Raw genomic sequence first — 20,419 nt, forward strand, 5'->3', positions numbered from 1 at the left:
GACTGGAAAAAGGATTGGAAATCCATGGAGGCAGGGGAGGGGCGCGGATCGCTCATTGCGAAGGGAAGCGGCTCAATCATTTTGGGCTTCCACCTGCCAGATGCCGATCGTGCGATCATCGCTGGCGGAGAGCAGGTAATTCCGGTAGGGCGTCCAGAGCAGGCTGTTGACTGAATTGACGTGACCGTTATCCCGAACCGTTTCGATGACCTTGAGCAGTTCGAAATTTCCGGCATCCCAGATCTTGATGGTTTTGTCCCGACTGGCGGTAGCCAGCCATTTCCCTGCGGGATGGAAAGCGATGGCATTGATGGTGAACCAATGGGCGGGTTTAGCGACTATTTCCTGAAAACCGTCCCAGATGTCCCAGACTTTCAGGTGAGCATCCCGGCTACCGCTGAGCAGATAGCGGCCGTCCGGACTGTACTGCAGGCTAAATACCGAATTATCGTGGGCGTTGCGGATGGTATGGATCAGTTGCAGGTCCGGTAATTTGAGCAGATAGATGGAATTGTCAGAAGATCCGACGGCGAGCTGATTGTTGCCCGGATGGACGGCTAGGCTGCGCAAACTCTGATTACTGAGTTTTATGCTTTCTTCGGTCCGGCTTTGGGCCACCGACCAACGTGTGAGCATGCCCTGGCCACCGGCGGTAAAAAGATCGTCTTCTACTTTTTCAATAGCAAAAACCCCCTTCTCATGGTGGGCAATATTGCGAGTGTTTTTCGGCTCCTGCAGATCGATCCAGTGTACGCCACCGTTCATGTTGCCGGCTACTACCCGTTGCTGGTCTGGCAGGCAGCACAGGGAAAATACCTGCGTGTCCACTTTGGCGATCAGGCGTCCGGGGTCCGGATCGTCGAGATCCCACCGGACGATCCAGCCGTCGCCGGCAGCCGACAGGAAGTAGCGCTGATCGGCATCGGGCGTAAGGGCAAAAATAGCGGCATTATGCCCACCGAGGCGGGCTATCGGGGAAAGATTCAGTGAAGTGCTCATGCTTATTCCTGTACTTTTGACAGTCTTTTCGGGCACTTGCGCTCCATGATCTCCAGCACTTCCTGGTCGTATTCGGTCCGTTCTTCGCGGGTCATACGGGCCACAAAGCCCCGGTGTTCACTTTTTCGACGCAGGGCAGCACAGTCTTCAGACCCGGCTTTCAGGACGCCCTGCACGTAGCTGGGGTTACTCCAGGAACTACGTCTGCCGGCGGCCTCCGCCTGACGGGCTTTGCGATCGATCTCATTGGAAACCCGTTTAATGCACTTACAGCGGTTGCTGGCTTCGATATTGACCAGTTTGCGACTACAGGAGGTCAGGCATAAACTACCCAGGCATAAGGCGAGGATGATGAAATGGATATGGGAAAAGTGCTTTTTTCTACAATATGTCATTGGGTAGTAAATTAGGTTTCGGCAAATATAAGCCTTGTTAATCACTTCGCAAGCCCATAGATATCGCCGCGCCGGCGGGCGGAGGGATCATTAGCAGCCCCGCATCCTCCCTTCTCCCGAAATCTTTTCTATTTTTGGGACGATAAGCATTCCGGTATGCCTATTTTATTGCACCAACATATTGAACCCGAAGGGGAACTCGGCATCTGGCAGATCACCGAAACGGAGGCCTGGTTCCGCGATCGCCTGTTCCTGTACCCGCCCGAACTGCGCCAGCTGGCCGGTATCAAAGGCCGCAAACGGGTGGAATGGCTGGGCGTCAGGCATCTGGTCCACCACATGTCGGGCCGGGACGAACGCGGGGCATTTATTAAGGATGAACACGGCAAACCCCACCTGGCCCACTCCCGTTGGCACATTTCCATCAGCCATTCGGGTGAGCTGGCCGCGGCCATCGCAGCACCCCAGTCGGTCGGTATCGATATTCAGCGCCTGGTGGGTAAGATCGAACGCATCGCCCACCGTTTCATGCGACCCGAAGAACTGGAATGCCTGGATGAATACCAGCGCCTGGAACATATCCATCTCTTCTGGGGCGCCAAGGAAGCGCTCTACAAGGCCTATGGCCGCCGGCAACTTCACTTTAGCGATAATATTCTCATCCACCCCTTTCCCCTCGACTGGAATAAGGGCACCTTCACCGGGGAAGTCATCAAAGATGATCACCATCTGACCTACGAACTACATTACCGGATGATCTCTTCTTTCGTTCTGGTGTATGCGATTGAGCATGAAAGTCTTAACGATTAGCCGTAGGGTACCCGGAGACTGATAAATACACCTCAAAAGTTCGTACCCCGGGTAGTTGTGTTAAAGTATTAAGGTGGAAATGTGTTAAGGTTGGAGTGTGGGACGAATATTTTTATTTTTTCAACCGTCAACCGTCAACCGTCAACCGTCAACCGTCAACCGTCCACCGTCAACCGTCCACCGTCAACCTTCGACCGTCTATCCCATTCCCACCCTTATTTGTCGATCCCCAGCCTCCAAAAGCAACGTTATCGGTTCTTCACTGTCTTTGTTCCCGTAAGCTTCATTTAAAAATTTAAACACTTTATCATGAAGATGAAAAAAACCTGGCTGTTACTACTCGCTATCGTTGCTCTCTGGAACTATTCTTCCGCTCAGAACGGGCGCTACATTCAGGGCGAAGGCGCGGTCGTCACCAAAACTCTCAAGCTGGACAATTTCGATGAGATCGGTCTGGCGGTAGTCGGCGAAGTACATCTCTCCAAGGGAAGCACCCAAAAAGTAACCGTCAAGGGACAAGCGAACATTATCAACAACCTGAAAACCGAAGTAGAAGACGGAGAATGGGCCATTGAATTCGATCAGAAGGCCAGAAACTACGAAAAGCTGATCTTCGAGATCACCGTTCCGGATATCGAGGGGCTGTCCATCGCCGGTTCCGGTTCAATCATCGGTAAGGATGCCTTCAATGGTCTGGACCGACTGGATATTGCTATTGCCGGTTCGGGAGACGTGAAGTTTGCCGGTTCGGCCCGGAAGGTATCGGTATCTATTGCCGGTAGCGGTAACGTGCAGGTAGAAAACCTGAAAACCGAAGATTGCAAAGTAGATATTGCCGGTAACGGCGATTGCAGCATTGAAGTGACGGAGGCGTTGAGCGTATCGATCGCCGGTAGCGGTGATGTAAAATATAAAGGAAGTCCGCGTTTGAATACCAGCATTGCCGGCTCGGGCAAAGTGCGGCGCATGTAATGCCATCGGATCGATGATTTGATGATGGGACCCTACCAGAATTCGTTTAGCGTATTTTTACCGCAAAGGCGCCAAGCCGCAAAGATTTAGGGCTGTCTTCTTTGATAAAATTTGCATCAGCAAATTTTTCAAAGTCCTTCCCCAAAGGGCTCGACCGGGAGCGGCCTTCACAGTCAAGAACGCAAAGATTCATGATTTTGCTGGAGGCAAAATCATGAAAACTTAGCGTTTTTGCGCCTTTGCGGTAAATTCCGTGTGTCTTATTGTGCTAAACAAATACCCTACCCATCATCAAATCATCAACTGATCCGGCTCCACCCTTTTAGTTTCTTTCCGTGTTTTTCCAGATACCATTTGATGGGATGATGCTCCGGCCGCTCCAGTTTCGGATCGTCATCGAGGATACGGGCGGCAATTTCGCGCGCGGCTTTTAGGATCTTACCGTCCTTGGCGAGGTCTGCGATCCGGAAATTGAGGATACCACTCTGCTGGGTACCTTCGATATTTCCCGGTCCACGCAGTTTCAGGTCGGCTTCGGCGATCTCGAAACCGTTGTTGGTCCGCACCATGGTCTGGATGCGCTCCCGTCCTTCATTGCTCAGTTTAAAGCTGGAGAGCAGAATACAGTAGGACTGCTCAGCACCCCGGCCGACCCGGCCCCGCAACTGGTGCAATTGCGACAGACCAAAGCGCTCCGTATTTTCGATCACCATTACCGAGGCATTCGGTACATTCACGCCCACTTCGATCACGGTAGTAGCCACCATGATCTGGGTTTCCCGCTTCACGAAACGCTGCATTTCATAATCTTTATCTGCCGCTTTCATCCGGCCGTGCACCACGCTGATCTGGTATTCCGGTGGGGGAAATTCCCGACGCAGCGCTTCGTAGCCTTCGTCCAGGTTTTTCAGGTCCAGGGTTTCCGATTCTTCGATCAGGGGATAGACGACGTAAACCTGCCGTCCTTTGGCGATCTGTTCGCGCATAAAGCCGATCACCCGCATGCGGTGGTGCTCGGTGCGGTGCGTGGTCTCCACCTCTTTTCGGCCGGGGGGTAATTCATCGATGACGGATACATCCAGGTCCCCGTACAGTGTCATAGCCAGGGTCCGGGGAATGGGCGTGGCGGTCATCACCAGGATGTGGGGTGGCAGTGGGTTGTTCTTGGCCCAGAGCTTGGCGCGTTGGGCCACCCCGAAGCGGTGTTGCTCATCGGTGATCGCCAGGCCGAGATTCTTAAAAACGACTTTGGGTTCGAGCAGGGCGTGGGTGCCGATGAGAATGTGGATATGGCCTTCCGCCAGGTCCGCCAGTATGGTTTTACGGGCTTTTCCCTTCACGCTACCGGTAAGGATCTCTACGCGGATATCCATCCCCTCCACGTATTCACTGATCCCTTCGTAGTGTTGTTGGGCGAGGATCTCGGTGGGAGCCATGAGACAGGTCTGGTAGCCGTTGTCCAGCGCGATCAGCATACAGAGCAATCCCACCATCGTTTTACCGCTGCCGACATCCCCCTGCAGCAGCCGGTTCATCTGCACGCCCAATCCGAGGTCGCGGCGGATCTCCTTGACGACCCGCTTCTGGGCACCCGTCAGTTCAAAGGGTAGTTTCTCCTGATAGAAGCCATTGAAATAATCTCCGATCTGGTCGAAGACGTATCCTTTTACGACGTCCTTACGGCGGCGTTTGATCTGCAGCAGCCGGATCTGCAAAAAGAAGAGTTCTTCAAATTTCAGCCGGTTGCGGGCGGCTTTTAATTCTTCGGCGTCTTTGGGGAAGTGGATCTGTCGCAAGGCCTGCAAGCGAGAGGGAAAACGAAATTTCTGGATCAGATAAGCGGGCAGGTTTTCGGGTACATCCGTCGGCGCCAGCTTATCCAGCAGTTGTTTGGCCATCCGGCGCCGCACTTTGGCGTTCAGCCCTTTCGTGTTTAGCTTTTCGGTACTGGGATAAACGGGGGCAAAACTGGCCTCCGCTTTGACGTTTTCGGTCTTGACGGGTTCAATCTCTGGATGGGCGATATTGAGTTTGTGACCGAAGGCGCCGACGCGGCCGTAAACAATGTATTCCATGCCTACGGTCAGCGATTTTTCGATCCAGTTCACGCCGGTGAACCAGACCAGCTCCAGTGCGCCGGACGGATCGCGGAAAGTCCCTACCAGTCGTTTTTTCCGGCCCTGCCCGGCTACGGTCAGGCGACGCAGAATACCGCGGATCTGAACTTCTCCGCTGTGTTCGCTTAATTCTCCAATGCGGTGGAATTGGGTACGATCAATGTATCGGTGAGGGTATTGTAAAAGGAGGTCGCGTTGGGTGAAAACGCCCAGTTCTTTTTTCAGGAGGTCACCTTTGGCCGGACCGACCCCCTTGAGATATTCTATTGGACTGTCGAGTACATTCATAGCAGTAAGCGCTGTCTGGCGGGCGGTATCCCTACGCGGAAAGGCGGGCGACCGGTAGCGTACAACGTTTCCGTAAAAATAAATTTTTTTTGTTAAAATAATGGATTTGGAAACGCTTTATTGGAAAAGCGGGTTAGGGGACAAAGATAACGGAGATTTCCCTTATCTTTGCGTCCTTTGCCCCGGGCAGAAGTATGACAATACATTTTTAAAACGTGATCGGCAACATTGGTAGGTTGTGAATGAACCAAAACACAGGATCGGGTTGTTGACTTAGTCGGCAATTTGTTGTAAACTGAGAGCCGATTACGGACCACTGTTCAATTTAAATAAAGTATAGCCATGGAAACGAAAAGACAGAAACAGGCTGCTGAATTGGTAAAACGGAACTTTAGCCTGGTATTGCAGCAGGAAGGAAGTTATATCTATGGCCCCGAACCTCTGGTAACGGTTACCGGAGTGAAGATCACTCCTGATCTGAGTCTGGCTAAAATATATCTGAGCGTTTTCAATACGGATAACAAGCAGGCCGTATTGCTGGAAATGGAAGAAGAAATTGTCCGCCTGCGCCAATCACTGGCCCACCGGATCCGCAAGCATATCCGGCGTATTCCGGACATTTCCTTTTATGCTGATGATACCTTGGATGAAATGTACCGGGTAGACCGGCTTTTTAATCGCCTGTACGATGAGAATCAGATGGGCGAGGAAGAGTAAATAACGGTGCCCGGCACCAGGAACCCGGTATCCGAAACTTTGCCGATGGGCAATATCGGATACCGGGCACCGGATTTCCGGGGGCTTTATGCTGCTTTCGCAGCTGCTTGCTTTTGTTGAAGATTTCTTTTTTTAGAGACATTCTCTTTTTTGCTGCCTCCCATTTTTACTCCCATCATTGCACTCAGGAAGATTGGTAATGCGAGTAACATCAGCCAGTACTGGCCGGTGAACCCACCCAGGACGATAACGCCCATCATTGCGTAAAAACGGAGGATCAAAGTGCCGATTCCAAGAGAAAATGGTTTCATATCAGTTCTATTTTGTGGTGATTATTGTAATTGTTAAGTACTCCACAAAAATAGAGCGCTGATCCGCCCGCGCCGCTGACGGTGGTCATGCGGTGGGGTGACTTTTGTCATTATTTCATCGTGTTGAGGTGTTGATGTGGGAATGTGTTAATGTTGATATTCGGCGACCAATAGCCTAATGATCATATTGACGACCTTTCTGTTGGTGGTGGATATTTGTTTCAATAGCCTTATTGGCTCAAGCGTGTTTCATTGAGATAATCGATACCCTTTGTCGTTATCTCATCATTGTGTTGAAGTGTTAAAGTAGAGATGTGTTAATGTTGGTATTCGGCTTCCAATAGCCTAATGATCATATTTACGGCCTTTCTGGTACTGGTGGATTTTTGGTTTGAAAGGCTCAATAGCTCGAAGCGTATTTCATTGAGATTATCGGTAACCAACAAGTCAAAGATTAAAAAGTGCAAAAAACTCTAAGTGCAGGCCTCGGGTGTCAGAATTATTTTAAAACTTAACCGTCCACCGTCCACCGTCCACCGTCCACCGTCCACCGTCCACCGTCAACCGTCCACAACATTCACCTGCCGCGCCAGCTCCCGCGACAATTCAATCACCCGCTCGCCGCTGCGGACCTGGATCTCCTGGCCCTCATTACTCATCACGGAAATATCGGTATCCGGCAGCAGGCCCAGCTTCCAGAGTTGGGCGGTGATGTGTTCGTTCATTTGTTTGGCGGCGATCCGGGCGGACTGGCTGGGTTGCAGTCGCGACAAGGGGAATTTAGGCAGCCCGATCTTCGCCGGAATGGGAGAGCCATGCGGATCCAGTTCCGGGAATCCCAGTTCGGCATCCACTTCGTCCAGCATTTCGTCGGTAAGCAGGTGCTCGAAATGTTCCGCTTCATCGTGGATGTGTTCGGCGTCCATGCCCATCTTATCTACGAGATAAGTTTCCCAGAGGCGGTGGGCGCGCACCAGGCGTCGGGCGAGTTCCTGGCCGCGGCCGGTGAGGGTGATCTTATCGTTGTCAGTTTCGAAAAAGCGTTGTTTGCTCAGTTGCTGGATGGCCTTGGACACGGTTCGCGGCGCCAGTTCCAGTTGCTGACTGAGCTGATCGAGGCTCAGGTTGCCCGCATTTTGCAGGTGAAAGGATCGCTTGATGATATCTTCCATGCGGATCCTCGCCCGGAGTTTGCGTTTCTGGGCGGACCGGAACACCAGTCCTTTCTGCGGTGCAAAGAAAACGGCCAGCAAATAGATCAGGGTTGCGGTAACGGCCATGGCCGGGCCGGGAGTGGTTTCCAGTTGAATAGCCAGCAACAGACCGATCACCGCGGAGAGTAGCCCGATGGTACCGGCCAGTACCAGTACGGTCGGCAGGCGGTTGCTCAGCAACAGGGCCGTAGAGGCCGGGGTAATGAGCATGGCCACCACCAGGATGACGCCCACTGTCTGCAGGGAAGCCACCACCGCAAAAGAAAGTAGCAGCATCAAGAAATAGTGGACCATCTTTACGGAGATGCCCATGGTCTGCGCAATAACGGCCTGGAAGGTGGATACGAATAGATAGCGGTAAAACACCACGACGCTGAGCAGCACATAGAAGGTTACTCCGGCGGTGAGATAGAGGTCCGAATCCGAGACCCCGAGTACGTTACCGAACAGGAAATCTTTCAGGTCCAGGTGCACCCCTTCGTTTTTACTGATATAGGAGATCCCCATGACGCCGAGGGAAAACATGGCGGTGAACACAATACCGATCGCAGCATCGTTCTTGGTTTTCACATTATGTTGTATCCAGGTGATGCCCACTGCGGTGAGTAAGCCGGCCAGCACCGCTCCGGTGAAAAAGCCGAGCTCGCTGTAGCCGACCACTACAAAAGCGATCACTACCCCCGGCAGGATAGCGTGGGCCAGGGCATCACCCACCAGCGACATATTGCGGAGTACAATAAAACAACCCAGTACGCCACACATCAGTCCCACCAGACTGGAAGCGATCAGTGCCCGGATGGCCCATTCTTGCTGAAGTATTTCCAGGAATTCCATATGCTGTAATTTTCTTAGCGGTTTTGGTGCCGCTTTATAAGGTGCTACCGGGCTTTCCGGCTTTGACCGACCTTCGGCTTGCGGCTACCGTTCGGTATACCAAAATTACAAGCTTTTTTAAAATTATCAAATTATAATTTTAGATTAGTCTAAAAGTTCTTGGTAAAGTCCCATCATCTGGTGGGTAAGTGGCTCACCCCGAAACTGTTGGGCGTAGATGTATCCCTTCTCGATCATCTGTTCCCGGAACTGGTCATCACTCAAAATGCCTTCAATCCCATCCCGGATCGCTTCGATATTGCCGGGGTCTACCAGATAGGCGTCAGGACCGGCGGCTTCCGGAAGACTGGAAACTTTGGATGTGATCACGGGCGTCTTACTGAAAAGGGATTCCAGAATAGGGATGCCAAATCCTTCCCCGTAGGAAGGATACAGGAAAATGGAGGCCTGCTGGTAAAGCGCCGGCAGATCACTGGATTCCGGTTGGATAAAGTGGATGCGATCCTGCAGATGGCGGGCGGCAATGTAGTTTTTCACTTTATTGCGATAGGCTCCCTTTCCACCGCCGACTACCACGAGCGGTAACTGGAAGGAGGGCCGGAGCAGTTCCATCGCTTTGATGATGCCCAAAAGGTTTTTGCGTTCGATGATGGACCCGACGTACAGCAGGTATTCGGCAGGCAACTGGTAGCGATCCAGCACCCGTTGGATGGTGGAATGCGACTTGGTCTGCATAAACCTCTCGTGGCAGGACTGATAAATGACCTGGATCTTTTCCGGCGCGATGGAGTAGTACTGGATGATATCCCGCTTGGTCGCTTCACTGATGGCTACGATCCGGTCGGCGTAATGGCAGGCGTAGCGAAATTTCCCGTTGTAGATATTGCGGTCGATGGCGGCATACTGGTTGGGAAAGCGCTTAAAAAGCAGGTCGTGGATGGTCACAACCGTTTTGATCTTCGTCTGCTGGATCTTGAGCGGAAGTTCGTGGCTGAGACCGTGGTAGAGCTGGATCTCCTGTTTTTTCAGGTCTTTGATGATCCCGCTCATCCGCCAGAGCGGAGCGAATTTGCCCTTGGCGGTCTGTACACTGAACAGTGGATCATTCTGAAAGAAATGGGTTTCCTCCTGCGGTTTCAGCTTGGGCGTGAATAAAAAATAAGCGTGTTCCGGATAATAAGTGGCCAGATTGGCGACCAGGGTGCGGCTGTAATTGCCGAGGCCGGTAAAGTTGTTGAATAATCGTTTGGCGTCGAAACCAATCCGGAACATGCAGTTTGCTAATTTTTTTCGAGAATAAGGAAAAACTCATCCTGGTCTACCACCGCGAAATCTACGAAACGTTCCGGTTGTTTTTCCCATTCTTCCCGGCGAATAAAGACCGAAATATTGCTTTCCGGATCAGCCAGGGCCTCTTCAGTGGAAGCGTAAACCACATTGGGATTGGCAAAATATAGATCCAGCAATACCCGCTGTGCCGGCCATTCTCCGATCTGGTAGATCGTTTCCTCTTCGGCCAGATTTTCGGTTTGCCGGTGAACGACCTGCGTGTAGATCTCATCCGGCATGGAACCTTCCGTAGGTTGCGGTTTGGGCCCAAGATAGCGGTAATACATACAAAATACCCAAAATAGTAAAAATCCACCCAAAACCACCCGGGGAAACTGCTTATAAAGCCACCAGATGCCACTCATGGCCGTGGCGGCTACAAAAGGTACGGCGGGTGAAAAATACCAGTACTTGGAAGCGGTACCCATAGACAGGAAGATCGCCAGCGGCAACCAGATACAGATCGACAGAATGGTAAAGCGGTAGCGGAGCGGCTCCCAGTTGGGCAGACCGGTGATAAACTTGCGCACGATCCCGCCCAGCAGAACGGCGTAGAATACCAGATCCCAGTAACGGAAATTCTCCCGGAGCACATGGTAGAGAAACAAAGGATCGGCCGTTTCGTGCTTACCCTCAAATTCGTTTTGCGTAAAGCGATCGACGATATCGTAGAGGAACATGCGCTCGAAGGCATTGCGGCCGCTCACCAGTGGATCATCCAGTTGGTGACCGAAAAAGTAAATGGTGAGATACCAGGCGATTGGGAATATCAGGAGGATCCCCACCGCTTTGTAAACCTCGCGCAGCCGTAGTACGTGCATCAGCCGGCCATCGACCAGCAGATACAGCAGCAAGCCGGGGAAAAGTACCCCAAATGCCGGCCCTTTGGTGAGGAAAGCAAACCCCCAGAGAATGGCCGCTTTGTAGATATCGTGGTAGCGCATGAAGTCCAGATATCGTAAAAAGTAGTACAGCCCGGCCAGCAGAAAAGCGATCAGTACCGCGTCAAAATCACCGGTGCGGGATACGTGAAAACCAATGATGGCCCGCACGCTGAGCAACATCAGGCAGACCCCAAAAGCAAATAGGGGCGGCCGGTACAGATTGACGATCCTGAACACAAAGAAGAAAATAAAGACCCCGGCGATAGCCGAGTGCAGCCGCAGGCTGAAGGCATTGTAGCCGAAAAGGGAAAAATTGGTTGCGACCATCCAGATCACAAAGGGCGGTTTGGCCCGGATCCGGTCGGGTTCTCCCCCGAAATACAAATTGATATAATCTCCGGTCTGGAGCATTTCAATGGCATTGATCCCCGTGTGGGCCTCGTCCCATTGTTCGATAGGCGTGTCTCCCAACTTATAAAAACACAGGAAAATGGCCAGTACCAGAGTGGGGTACAGCCAGTTGATCTTATCCGTCCAGTGGTTCGGGTTTGAGGGAGCAACCTTAATCTCAGAAATACTTGATGCCATTTTTCAGGGTTACGACTAGGTGAATTGCTTAAAGGTAATGGGTTTTTTCAAACCGGGATCTAATTTCGGGCTAGTTAACGCGCGTGATAGTTTGGTACGTCTGCTTTGGGGTGATATGAGGCCGTTTGCTTCCGGTGCCTGCTTCTCTCCTTATTTAGTTTAAGGGTGGAGAAGTCGAATGCCGGTAAATAGCTGGGTATAAAAGAGTGTGTGCCGCCGATCCATCATTCCCGGACAAAACCTTAAAAAAATACAAGTTCCGTGCCGGCGGGCGAAAACAGGGTGGCGGAAAAATAGTCTTTGTGAAAGCTACCTGCTTCCTGTTACGTGCCAACGGCCTTTATGGTTACCTGAATCGAACGGGTGCGGGAGGAAACACAACTAGAAACTCCTAATAAGCGGGCATTGTTGGTTACCGGAATAATTTATTTTCAACTTAATGGGCTAAACTTGCGTTAATATCTCAAATTTAAGGGGCTATCATGCCGGCTTGGTGAAGGATAGCGCATGCAGCGAAGATAGTTGTTTATCCTGAAAAAGCCGGTAAATCCAGATGCATTAACGCTTCTCTGGCCTCTACATCTCCCGCGCTTATCCGGTACTTTTCGGCCGATCGCAAAGTTCGGATCTTCCAAGGCATAGATTATTAACGCTAAAACCTAACCACATCATGAAGGCACTCGTTTGCAAAGGCATTAAACAACCACTGGATTACGAAGATATTGATCTCCCCGAATACGATGCGTCGGAATTCGGAGTGGTGGATCTGCAGGCCGCTGCGCTGAACCGCCGTGATTACTGGATCACTAAGGGACTTTATCCGGGACTGCGATTCCCGACCGTGTTGGGTTCTGACGGTTGCGGAATTTACGAGGGAAAGGAAGTGGTGATCAACCCCACGATCCGTTGGGGGCAGAACGAGCGTTATCCGGACGATGATTACATTATTCTCGGATTGGAAGAATACGGCACTTTTGCCCAGCAGGTGGCGGTACGTAAATCCGCTATCCACCCCAAACCGGCCCACCTGACGGTAGAACAGGCCGCGGCCTTACCGCTGGCCGGAGTAACGGCCTACCGGACCTTATTTTCCCGCTGTCAGGTACAGCCCGGCGAAAAGGTATTGATCTCCGGAATCGGCGGAGGCGTGGCCTTGTTCGCTTTTCAGTTTGCCCTAGCCATCGGTGCGGAAGTGTACGTGACCTCCAGTTCGGAAGACAAACTCGAAAAAGCCCAGGAAATGGGTGCGACAGGTGGCGTAAATTATACCGATACGGATGCGATGAAGGCATTCTCCAAAAAAGTGGGCGGTTTTGATATCGTGATCGACAGCGCCGGAGGGGATGGCTTTAATCTTTTACTACGGATGTGTCGCAAAGGCGGTAGAGTAGGGGTGTACGGCGGTACGCGCGGCAACTGGGAAGGGATCAATGTTCCCAACGTCTTCTTTAAGCAGCTTTCGATACACGGTAGTACCATGGGGTCGGATCAGGATTTTGCCGACATGCTGGACCTGGTCAATGAACACCGGATCGTGCCGGTAGTGGATCGGGTGATGGACCTGGAGGCCGGCAATGATGCCCTGGCGCTGATGAAGACCAGTCCTCAGTTCGGGAAGATCGTGCTGCAAATACCTAATTGATCAATAAACATGGGGTATGAGAATAGCAATGTCAGTCTCAATGGCAATTACAATGGCAGAGAGGTATTGTAATTGCCATTGCCATTGCTATTGAAAAACCACTTAGCAATAGTTGCCCATGATTTTCCCGTTTACACTGATGATGTAGTCCAGGCGGATCTCCAGGCCGGTATCCATCAGCAGATACTCGGCGCCCTCCCGGATGAAGAAATCCTTGATCTTGCCTTCGGCTGTTTTGGTGACCGCATCGGTTTCATTGTATTTGATGACGGCCGGTTTGCGCAGGGTGGCCAGCGCTTCCAGTTCATCGTAAAAAGAGCAACTGATTGGAACGTAGGATCGGGAAGACATAATGTTATTTGGTTTTATAATGAGGTAATCCGGACCGGCCGCCGGGATCAATAAAACACCGGTCCGGCGTTCATAGTTGCATGATCCGCTGATTTCCAGCACTATTTTCCGAAAAGGGCTTTCCAAATTTAAAATTTATAGTTACCTTTGCACCCGCTTTAAAGAAAAGCGACATTTCTATTATTAATTTTGTCTGAATCAATTTATGAAAAGTTACGAAATTACGTTCATCGTCGATCCAGTGCTGTCGGGCGATGAAATCAAAGCGACAGCTCAGACATATGTCGATCAGTTGAAAGAGGTAGGTGCTACGATCGTGCATGTGGATGAAATGGGCCTTCGTCAGTTGGCTTATCCCATCAACAAGCGCAGTTCTGGCGTTTACTACACCGTTGAATTCACTATTGAAGACGGTACTCCGATCGACAAACTTGAGTTGTCCCTGCGCCGTGATGAGCGCATCATGCGTTTCCTGACTGTCCGCCTGGACAAGTACGGAGTAAAATACAATGAAGACAAGCGTAAAGGCTTGATCGGTAAGGTAAAGAAGAAATCCAAAAAAGGATCTCAGGACAAAGATCGTCGCGATCGCAATGATCGTAATGACCGGGGTGACCGCGGAGGAAAATCCGGTGGTAACAACAGGAACAGATCTGAATCCAAGCCCAAACCGAAAACGGAGTCCAAAGCTGCTACCGCCACTGCGGAAGAAGAAGAATAGGACCCAAGCATTGTTTTAACCGTCAAAAAAGAAAATCATGGCTTCAAGAGACGATATTAAATTTTTATCCAATCCTAAGATCGGTCAGAAGCGCAAGAAATATTGCCGCTTCCGCCGCTATGGCATCAAGCACATCGATTATAAGGATCCTGACTTTTTGTTGCAGTTCGTGAACGAGCAGGGCAAGATTCTGCCTCGCCGTATCACCGGCAACTCACTGAAGTATCAGCGTAAAGTGGCTACTGCGATCAAGAGAGCGCGCCACCTGGCTCTGCTACCGTACGTAACGGACCTGCTGAAGTAATTTATTTTTACGGTTGACGGTCGAAGGATTACGGTTGACGGCAGGAAGAAACAGGTCGTGAGGAGTGAATCTTGTAAGAGCACTTTTCCGGTACCCCGTCCACCATCTACCGTCCACTGTCCACCAACTAACACTTTTTATCATGGATATTATATTGCTGCAAGATGTCGATAAAGTTGGCGAAAAGCACGAGGTCGTAAAAGTAAAGGATGGATACGGCCGCAACTACCTGATCCCACAGGGTCTGGCACTGATCGCCAACAAAACCAATATGAACCGCCTGGAGGAAATGAGACGCCAGGAGGAAGCTCGTGAAATGAAACGCTACGACGAATACAAAGCTGTTGCTGACGCGCTTGAGGATAAAGTACTCAAGATCGGTGCTAAGGCCGGTACCAGCGGTAAGATCTTCGGTAGCGTTACCAATATTCAGATCTCTAACGCACTGAAAGAACAGTTCGACCTGGAGGTTGATCGTCGGAAGGTGCAACTGCCCGATGAGGTGAAAGAAGTAGGTACCTATACCCTGGTACTGAACCTGCACCCGGAAGTGAAACCGGAGATCAAGTTCGAAGTAGTAGCTGAGTAAAACGGTTGACGGAGAGCTGAGCTGCAGGCTGCTGCAGCGCGCTTCGTGAAAACCTTTCAGCTTTAATCCCGGATTTTTCCCATGAGGAAAAGTCCGGGATTTTTTTTGTTACCTCCCTCGGCAATCCGGTGATGAAGTATCCTTAATGGAATAGCGGGGTAGTGGAAAGAGCGTAGATTTCCGGAACGGCCAACATCTTTACGGTTTACCCGTTCTTATAAAAAAACGCTGTCTGTAGCCTATGCCGAGATTATCCACAAACTGGCTCTTCCTCCTGTTATGCATCGGGAGTATTGCCTGCCGCTCTTTGCCCCGGGGCCCTTTCGATAGTACGAGCGTACCGCCGGTCCCGGATTACAGTGACCCGGCCAGCTGGGCCGCACTGCCGACCCTCGATGACGAAGCGGATGTCCTGCCCGCCGATACCCTGGTCGACCGGCAGGCGGATGCCCCGATCGATGTGTTTTTTCTCCACCCAACCTCGTATACCGGCAAGCGGGGAGACCGCAACTGGAATGCCGCCGTCAGTAATGAAGATGTGAATGAGCGCACGGATGAAGGGGCCATCCGGTTTCAGGCCACTATTTTCAACGGGGTCGGAAAAGTCTACGCGCCGCGTTACCGGCAGGGACATCTTCATCTCTATTATTCCGAAGACACCACTTCCGCCCGCAAGGCGCTGCAACTGGCTTACCAGGATGTGCGCCGGGCTTTCCAGTATTACTGGGAGCATTACAACGACGGACGGCCGGTGATCATCGCCGCCCACAGCCAGGGTACCAATCACGCCGAACGCCTGTTGCGGGAGTTTTTTGACGGACAGCCGCGGCAGCAGCAACTCGTAGCGGCCTACCTGGTCGGTATGCCGATCCGCAAAGATGCATTCGAGAAGATACCGGCCTGCGAAACGCCCGGCCAGACCGGATGTTTTACTTCCTGGCGGACCTTCAAGCGGGGATTCGAGCCGGAAAAGATACCGCACGGGGATCAGATCGTGGCTACAAACCCTCTGCTGTGGAGCCTGGATGATACCTATGCGCCCGATTCCCTGAATGTTGGGGCTGTCCTCAACCCATTTCAGCGGATCTATCCCGAAGCCAGTGATGCGCAGAACTACCAGGGCGTACTCTGGGCCAGCAAACCGAAATTCAAGGGGAGCCTGTTTTTGACGGGTAAGAATTATCACATCGGCGATTACAACATCTATTATCTCAATGTGCGGGAGAATGCCCGGTTGCGCACCAACAAATATCTTAACCAAAATAATCAGGCTATCTCTTCCGAGCGCTAGCCGAATACCCAAATGAAAATGATACCTATTTCAGTAAAATCATTCCTTTTTTTAGTGCTGGCCGGCTTCGGCCTCGCGGGCTGCGGACAGAGCGAAGAAGCGATCATCCCGGTTTTTGAGCAGTACCAGACGGCCGTTGCGGAAGCCGATCCGCAAAAATTCCTGAATGCGATCGATGCGGAATCCAAAGCATATCTGCTCGCGCAGCTGGAGTATCTGCAGGTAGACGAACGCGAAGCGGTGGAAACCTACGTAAACGAAAGTTCCTATCCGGTTGTCAATGTAGATATGATCGCCCGGGCGCTTAATCATTACGATAAGGCCCAGGTCGAAACGCTTTCGGCCGAAGACTACCTGGATTTTAATCTGGGTTATCTTTTCCAACTGGAAGGAGAGATCATTGAGGGGCTCAGCTTTCGGGAGCAGTTATTACAAACCGATCAGCGGGCCAAGTTGCGGTTTTCCAAACCCCTGGACGATGAGCGCAGTACCATTGCCGATTTTGAATTCTTAAAGGAAGGGGACCAGTGGAAACTCAATCTGCTGGACCGGATGATCCTCCTGGAAAACAACGCCCGGATCACCCTCAAATACGCCGAGCAGAATACCTGGGATTATGTCGCCGAAAAGCTGGATAAGTATTATCCGGGCTAGTCAGCATACTTTGTGGAAGCGTACTTCGTTCTAATACCTTTACGTCTACATTATGCTGAAATCTTAAAAAATCACCTATGAAGTATTTGAAAGTCACGCTTTTCCTGATGGTCCTGCTCGCGGTATCTTCCTGCAAGAAAGATGATGATACCATGACCACCTGTACGCCCGCCGATTGGGTCGGCACTTACGTCGGTACGATCGACTGTGATGGCAACACCGAAGACATCACGGTCACCATTACGGCTTCCGGAACTGATGATATTATTATCAGTTACCAGACGGCTACGGTTTCTGCTGATTACGATCCCCTTCCTCCGGACGGTTGTGATCTGGACATCAGCGCTTCCGGCGGTGGGTTTACCGCGAGTGTGGACGGTGAGCTGGACGGAAACAGTCTAACCTTTACGGAGACGATTTCGGACGGCACCAACACGACCAGTTGTTCGGTGACCGCCACGCGTCAGTAACGAATAGCGGTAATTATTCCGAAAAACTGCGGGAGGATAGATTAGAAATCACACAGATAACTGTTCTCCCGCAACCACTTCTCCATCTCCTTATAATTAGGAAGCACATCTTTTACCACTTTCCAGAATCGCGGTGAGTGATTCATTTCCACCATATGGGCCAGTTCGTGTACGATGACGTAGTCGATGACCGGCTGCGGGGCAAACAGCAGGCGGGTCGACAGATTGATATTGCCGTTGGTTGAGCAACTGCCCCAGCGGGAGTGGTTGTAGCGCAGCTTGACGGATTGCACCGGTTTCCGGAAATAGCGGTCGTTGATCTCGTGCACCCGGCGGGTGATCTGCGGCAGATGATCGTTGCCGATGACCCGGCTCAGGAGGGTTTTGATGTTCTGCTGCAGATTGGGCCCTGCGTCTGCCCGGGCGATCTTCAGTTCGATGACGCCATCCTGCAAACGGGCCGAATGGGTCTGACGGTCTTCTTCCCGAATGGACAGGCGATATTGCCGGGCTCCGACCTCCAGGATCTGTCCGTCGATATATTCCCGGATCGCCAGCCGGTCCAGTGCGCCGTCGCGTTTCCGGTCCACCTCCAGTAGCCAGCCCTTGATCCGGTCAATCTCCTGCGAAACGTTCACCGTAGAGAACGGATTATTGGGGATCCGCAGGATCACCTCCTTCTTCCCAATGGCCGCCCGGATATTGGGCCGCCGTTCGTAGACGACTTTCAGGGGAATGCGTTTACCGGCTACATCGATCAGGATGAGCTCACTCTTTTTTCTCCTCATGCTACAAATATAAAAGCGCCGTCCAGCAATATGGTTAGCTGAACGGCGCTTTAATTTTTTTTATCCGTTTACCGAAACGGTATCCAGGTCTCCGGCTCAGGCGTGGGCCGCCCGGAAGTCCTGCATTACTTTTACCAGCGTCTCGATGCCTTCCTTCGGCATGGCGTTGTAGATGGACGCCCGGAAACCACCTACGGAGCGGTGTCCTTTGACGCTCATACAACCGGCCGCTTTACAAGCTTCCAGGAATTGTCCTTCCAGTTCTTTGTATTCGTCGGCCATGACGAAGGTGACGTTCATCAGCGAACGGTCCTCCTTCTGGGTAACGGTTCCGGCGAACATCGGATTCTCATCGATCTCCTTATAGAGTACAGCGGCCTTTTCTTCGTTGTTTTTAGCTACGGCTTCCAGTCCGCCCTGCGCTTTAACCCAGCGGAGGGTCAGCATCATGACGTAAATGGGGAATACCGGCGGCGTATTGAAGGTAGAACCTTTTTCAATATGCGTATTGTAGTTCAGCATCGTCGGGATGTGGCGATCTACTTTACCGAGCAGGTCCTTGCGCACGATCACCAGGGTGACACCGGCGGGGCCGAGGTTCTTCTGGGCACCGGCGTAGATGATACCGAAACGATCTACCGGGAACGGCCGGCTGAACATATCGGAAGACATATCCACTACCAGGGGTACATCCGTTTCGGGATATTCGGCCAGTTGGGTACCGAAGATGGTATTGTTGCTGGTCAGGTGCAGATAAGTTGCATCCGCCGGAATAGTATAGCCTTTGGGAATATGGGTGTAATTATCGGCTTTGGAGGAAGCGAGTACTTCCGTCGGACCGAATGCCTTGGATTCTTTGACGGCCTTGGCTGCCCAGGAACCCGTATCCACGTATACGGCCTTACCGCTATCGTCCAGCAGGTTCATCGGGGCCATAAAGAACTGGGAACTGGCGCCACCGGAGAGAAACAGTACGGCAAACTCTTCGCCGATACCGCCGATCTCGCGTACCAGGGCTTCTGCTTCCGCCAGTACCGCGGAGAAGTCCGCACTGCGGTGGGAGATCTCCAGGATAGAGAATCCGGAGTTGTTGAAATTTACGCAGGCCGCTCCGGCCTCTTTCATCACTTCTGCCGGCAGGATCGCGGGGCCGGCACTAAAATTGTACTTCTTCATATTACAGTGTAGATTGTATTCGGTCTATAATTTTAATGAAAGGATAATCATGTCTGCTCACAGCGCGGCCGAAGGGGAAAGGAAAAACAGCGCTTGCAAAGATCAGGGATACTATACCTATATATAAGGCATGGAAACCTGCCCTCCTGACTTCGGTATGCCGTATATAATAAGGCTTATTCCTTAATAAGCACGGCAAAAATAAACTTTTTCCAAAGCTATGTGCACTTTTATTGAATGAAGCGCAAGAAAAATAAGGGTTTGTTACGTATTCTAAAATACGGTTCGGAACCGGGCTAAAACCGGGCCAAAAGTTTTTTAAAAAAAAGCTGAAAAAAATTTTCCGTGGAAATTGGCGGCTGGCAGCAAAGGAAAATAGGGCTTCGAAATTAGAGCCAGAAAGTAAATTCGGAGAAACCGCCGATCGCCAATTTGAGCGGCCTTTTTCACCCCGGATGATTGCATATTTTTTTCACCAGAAGTTGTGAGAAGTGAGAAAAAGGATTACTTTTGCATCCGCTTTTGAAAGGAAGGCGAACAGAAATTGAAGATACGGCGAAGAGAGGACTACGAGAGAGCGACAAAATGGTTTCAAATTTTTTCTAAAAAAACTCTGAAAAATTTTGTCAGAATAAAAAGTGGTTGTATCTTTGCATTTCCTTTGCGAGAGAGCGGGGAAACAAACGAGAAAGTTTGATACTTTAAGATAAGAATCTGAGTTTGTAACAAGAGTGTTGCGTGCTCATAATAGATTCGAAAAGTTCTTTGACACTGCAGGTAGCGAGGTAAGAGATTTGAAGAGAAGAATTAGCACATATAAGACACAGCTAAGCGGATATTTTCGTTGAGAGACGTAAAATTGAAGCCAGGACTTATCCGATGTAAAAATATTTGGATCTACTATTAGTAGGTTCGTAAGAACTTTACTATGGAGAGTTTGATCCTGGCTCAGGATGAACGCTAGCGGGAGGCCTA

The 20,419-nt window shown here is 51.2% G+C and carries 20 protein-coding genes; 10 read left to right on the forward strand and 10 right to left on the reverse strand.

Annotated elements, in window-relative coordinates:
• Window positions 1-72 precede the first annotated feature (72 nt).
• Window positions 73-999 carry a WD40 repeat domain-containing protein gene (locus tag CRP01_RS39935; RefSeq protein WP_099155716.1) on the reverse strand — a complete coding sequence of 309 codons (927 nt, stop codon included), beginning with the start codon at window positions 997-999 and terminating at the stop codon, window positions 73-75.
• Between the two features lie 2 nt (window positions 1,000-1,001).
• Window positions 1,002-1,394: a hypothetical protein gene (locus CRP01_RS39940; protein ID WP_099155717.1), complete on the reverse strand. Its 393-nt coding sequence runs from the start codon at window positions 1,392-1,394 to the stop codon at window positions 1,002-1,004.
• A 156-nt stretch (window positions 1,395-1,550) separates the two neighbouring features.
• Between CRP01_RS39940 and CRP01_RS39945 the strand changes: the two genes are divergently transcribed.
• Complete coding sequence (locus tag CRP01_RS39945; protein WP_099155718.1) at window positions 1,551-2,204, forward strand: 4'-phosphopantetheinyl transferase family protein; 654 nt, start codon at window positions 1,551-1,553, stop codon at window positions 2,202-2,204.
• A gap of 309 nt (window positions 2,205-2,513) precedes the next feature.
• The gene (locus CRP01_RS39955; protein ID WP_099155720.1) at window positions 2,514-3,176 is read left to right on the forward strand and encodes a head GIN domain-containing protein; all 663 of its coding nucleotides are present in this window, start codon (window positions 2,514-2,516) and stop codon (window positions 3,174-3,176) included.
• 299 nt (window positions 3,177-3,475) lie between these two features.
• Here CRP01_RS39955 and recG read toward each other — a convergent pair whose 3' ends face one another.
• Entirely contained in the window at window positions 3,476-5,683 is a 2,208-nt protein-coding gene (recG, locus tag CRP01_RS39960; protein ID WP_317048829.1) for an ATP-dependent DNA helicase RecG, read from the reverse strand.
• A gap of 240 nt (window positions 5,684-5,923) precedes the next feature.
• Between recG and rbfA the strand changes: the two genes are divergently transcribed.
• The gene (gene rbfA, locus CRP01_RS39965; protein ID WP_099155722.1) at window positions 5,924-6,298 is read left to right on the forward strand and encodes a 30S ribosome-binding factor RbfA; all 375 of its coding nucleotides are present in this window, start codon (window positions 5,924-5,926) and stop codon (window positions 6,296-6,298) included.
• 86 nt (window positions 6,299-6,384) lie between these two features.
• On the opposite strand, the gene CRP01_RS39970 is transcribed toward rbfA, so the two are convergent.
• From CRP01_RS39970 to CRP01_RS39985, 4 genes are all read right to left on the reverse strand, one after another.
• A complete protein-coding gene (locus CRP01_RS39970; RefSeq protein WP_099155723.1) occupies window positions 6,385-6,609 on the reverse strand; it encodes a hypothetical protein in 225 nt (74 codons plus the stop codon).
• 560 nt (window positions 6,610-7,169) lie between these two features.
• Complete coding sequence (locus CRP01_RS39975; RefSeq protein ID WP_099155724.1) at window positions 7,170-8,657, reverse strand: iron chelate uptake ABC transporter family permease subunit; 1,488 nt, start codon at window positions 8,655-8,657, stop codon at window positions 7,170-7,172.
• 144 nt (window positions 8,658-8,801) lie between these two features.
• Window positions 8,802-9,929: a glycosyltransferase family 4 protein gene (locus CRP01_RS39980; protein WP_099155725.1), complete on the reverse strand. Its 1,128-nt coding sequence runs from the start codon at window positions 9,927-9,929 to the stop codon at window positions 8,802-8,804.
• A gap of 8 nt (window positions 9,930-9,937) precedes the next feature.
• Entirely contained in the window at window positions 9,938-11,458 is a 1,521-nt protein-coding gene (locus CRP01_RS39985) for an ArnT family glycosyltransferase (RefSeq protein ID WP_099155726.1), read from the reverse strand.
• Between the two features lie 670 nt (window positions 11,459-12,128).
• Here CRP01_RS39985 and CRP01_RS39990 point away from each other — a divergent pair.
• On the forward strand, window positions 12,129-13,100 hold the full coding sequence (locus CRP01_RS39990) for a zinc-binding dehydrogenase (RefSeq protein WP_099155727.1): 972 nt from the start codon (window positions 12,129-12,131) through the stop codon (window positions 13,098-13,100).
• Between the two features lie 102 nt (window positions 13,101-13,202).
• Here CRP01_RS39990 and CRP01_RS39995 read toward each other — a convergent pair whose 3' ends face one another.
• Window positions 13,203-13,451, reverse strand: coding sequence for a hypothetical protein (locus tag CRP01_RS39995; RefSeq protein WP_143473748.1), 249 nt, complete (start codon window positions 13,449-13,451; stop codon window positions 13,203-13,205).
• A 205-nt stretch (window positions 13,452-13,656) separates the two neighbouring features.
• Here CRP01_RS39995 and rpsF point away from each other — a divergent pair, with 205 nt between their 5' ends.
• The 6 genes from rpsF to CRP01_RS40025 all read left to right on the forward strand — a co-directional run bounded on the left by rpsF (window position 13,657) and on the right by CRP01_RS40025 (window position 17,480).
• Complete coding sequence (gene rpsF, locus CRP01_RS40000) at window positions 13,657-14,172, forward strand: 30S ribosomal protein S6 (RefSeq protein WP_099155729.1); 516 nt, start codon at window positions 13,657-13,659, stop codon at window positions 14,170-14,172.
• Window positions 14,173-14,209: 37 nt separating this feature from the next.
• Entirely contained in the window at window positions 14,210-14,476 is a 267-nt protein-coding gene (rpsR, locus tag CRP01_RS40005) for a 30S ribosomal protein S18 (protein ID WP_099155730.1), read from the forward strand.
• Window positions 14,477-14,618: 142 nt separating this feature from the next.
• On the forward strand, window positions 14,619-15,065 hold the full coding sequence (gene rplI / locus CRP01_RS40010; protein ID WP_099155731.1) for a 50S ribosomal protein L9: 447 nt from the start codon (window positions 14,619-14,621) through the stop codon (window positions 15,063-15,065).
• A 241-nt stretch (window positions 15,066-15,306) separates the two neighbouring features.
• The gene (locus CRP01_RS40015; protein ID WP_099155732.1) at window positions 15,307-16,356 is read left to right on the forward strand and encodes a DUF3089 domain-containing protein; all 1,050 of its coding nucleotides are present in this window, start codon (window positions 15,307-15,309) and stop codon (window positions 16,354-16,356) included.
• An 18-nt stretch (window positions 16,357-16,374) separates the two neighbouring features.
• A complete protein-coding gene (locus CRP01_RS40020; protein WP_143473749.1) occupies window positions 16,375-17,010 on the forward strand; it encodes a hypothetical protein in 636 nt (211 codons plus the stop codon).
• A gap of 77 nt (window positions 17,011-17,087) precedes the next feature.
• Entirely contained in the window at window positions 17,088-17,480 is a 393-nt protein-coding gene (locus CRP01_RS40025) for a hypothetical protein (RefSeq protein WP_099155734.1), read from the forward strand.
• A 41-nt stretch (window positions 17,481-17,521) separates the two neighbouring features.
• On the opposite strand, the gene CRP01_RS40030 is transcribed toward CRP01_RS40025, so the two are convergent.
• Both CRP01_RS40030 and serC read right to left on the reverse strand, forming a co-directional pair.
• Window positions 17,522-18,268 carry a M48 family metallopeptidase gene (locus CRP01_RS40030; protein ID WP_099155735.1) on the reverse strand — a complete coding sequence of 249 codons (747 nt, stop codon included), beginning with the start codon at window positions 18,266-18,268 and terminating at the stop codon, window positions 17,522-17,524.
• Window positions 18,269-18,364: 96 nt separating this feature from the next.
• Window positions 18,365-19,444, reverse strand: coding sequence for a 3-phosphoserine/phosphohydroxythreonine transaminase (serC, locus tag CRP01_RS40035; protein ID WP_099155736.1), 1,080 nt, complete (start codon window positions 19,442-19,444; stop codon window positions 18,365-18,367).
• Window positions 19,445-20,419 lie beyond the last annotated feature (975 nt).

It is taken from the genome of Flavilitoribacter nigricans DSM 23189 = NBRC 102662, from assembly GCF_002646595.1.
GTDB classification, from domain to species: domain Bacteria; phylum Bacteroidota; class Bacteroidia; order Chitinophagales; family Saprospiraceae; genus Flavilitoribacter; species Flavilitoribacter nigricans.